At 42.7% G+C, this 2,011-nt stretch carries 1 protein-coding gene; it reads left to right on the top strand.

Annotation, left to right across the window (positions count from 1 at the left end):
* Positions 1-535: 535 nt before the first annotated feature.
* Positions 536-1,834, top strand: a complete 1,299-nt coding sequence (gene ltrA, locus GN217_RS18480; RefSeq protein ID WP_156858109.1) for a group II intron reverse transcriptase/maturase — start codon at positions 536-538, stop codon at positions 1,832-1,834.
* Positions 1,835-2,011 lie beyond the last annotated feature (177 nt).

The following is a 2,011-nucleotide window of genomic DNA, read 5'->3' as shown; positions in this document are numbered from 1 at the left end:
GCGCGCCCAGCAAGCCGTTAATTGCTAGTTGGTGAAAGTCCAACCTGAGTAGGTGCCAAGACGCTCAGTAGCTGACAGGCAACTGGTGGAGAAATCCTAAGGTTGAAGCCCTGTGACAAAGTAACTCGATTTAGAGTGCGAGCGACCTAACAGGTTGTAACATTAAGTGAATCCTGCCGCCTCGTCAATTACAACCCTCATAGAGGATAAAGGGGAAGTTGAGCCTGGGTAATATAGGCGAAAACCACGGACGGTGTGAAGAGCTTGGAAAGACAACACCTAAGAATCCCTCGGGGTATGGGGAGCGACATGTTAGGAAAGTAATTAACGGAACTGGGGATACCCTCCCCGGTCACTTCCTACGGGAAGTAAAACAGAAACCTATAAGCTTAAAAGTGAAGTGGTAGATGGGTCGAGAGGGAGTCGGAGGGGGTCATAGTACCGATGATGACAACGACAACATAACGTTGTCTAGGGAAGGACGGCAATAGCCAATACCCTACTTCGTTCAGATGTTCAAAGGAGGTAAGAGTCAGTGAATGCCAAGAAAATGGCTAACTACACCAGTAAAGCAAAAGCTCAAGAACTCTGGAAAACATTATACCTTTGTGCCAAGGAAAGTAAGACACGTCGATTTCATGCTTTATACGATAAAATTTATCGCCCTGATATCTTGTGGGAAGCATGGCAAAGAGTGAAAAGGAAAAGAGGAAGTGGAGGCGTAGACTCGCAAACATTGGAGGATATTGAGTCGTATGGAGAGAAGAAATTTCTAAACGAACTTTATCTCGAATTGAAAGAGAAACGATATCGTCCGCAGCCCGTCTTACGTACCTACATTCCGAAAGATGATGGAACGAAACGTCCATTAGGAATTCCAACGATAAAGGACAGAGTCGCACAAATGGCAACGAAATTAGTAATCGAACCAATCTTTGAAGCTGACTTCAAAGACTGTTCCTATGGATTTCGACCCAAACGAAATGCTCATCAAGCGATAGCGAAAATAAGAAAAGAGAGTAGGAAAAACTATTGGGTATTAGACGTCGATATCCAAGGCTACTTTGATAACATTAACCATGACAAACTGATGAAACTGGTAGAACAACGCATTAGTGACCGAAGGGTATTAAAGCTAATACGGAAATGGCTACAGGTAGGAATCATGGAAGAAGGTAAGGTTAGGCATTCCATATTAGGAGCACCTCAAGGAGGGGTAATCTCTCCGTTACTTTCTAATATCTATCTACATGTCATGGACTCTCTTTGGGAAAAGAAATTCAGCCATTTGGGGACGATTGTTCGCTATGCGGACGATTTTGTGATTTTATGTGAAAGGAAAGCACACGCCTTAGAGAGCATACGGGTTATTCAAGCAATCATGAATAAACTAGATCTCTCACTACATCCAGAGAAATCAAGGCTCGTCAACATTTGGGATGACAGTGATGGATTTGACTTTCTTGGATTTCATCATCGTAAATTCCCCATCCGTAAGAAGGGTGGACATACATTCTTTATCATGAATCATATCCCAAGCAAGAAAGCGATGAAGAAAATGCGGAAGAAAATAAAAGACTATACAGAACCTCGCTATAAACTGTTTATGGATATAGAGGAACTAGTGAAGGGATTGAACCGTAGGCTTCAAGGATTCAAGAACTATTACCAGCTCTCTCCATTATCCAAGAGGTGGCTGAATCGCATTGACTGGTATGTGTTACAACGCTTAACCCTTTTCAACAATAAGAAAAGAAATAAAAAGCATAAACATGCCTATCTTCGAGAAACGGTAAAGCAAGTTGAACACCTATTGGTGAAATTAGCAGATTAAGTCCGTAAAGCCAAAGGAAGAAGAACGTCGGAAAGCCGTATGAGGGAAAACTTCATGTACGGTTTGATGAGGGGGAACAGGAAAAGGAATTGCCCTCTTGTCTGGCTTAGTAAGGTGGAACACCCTGAAACCCGAGGACAAGAAGGCAACTATCTAATTCCTGTTTTCTACTCTACA

Source organism: Oceanobacillus sp. AG, assembly GCF_009746545.1.
Taxonomy (GTDB): domain Bacteria; phylum Bacillota; class Bacilli; order Bacillales; family Amphibacillaceae; genus Oceanobacillus; species Oceanobacillus indicireducens.
This window is presented reverse-complemented; position numbering and strand designations above follow the sequence as displayed.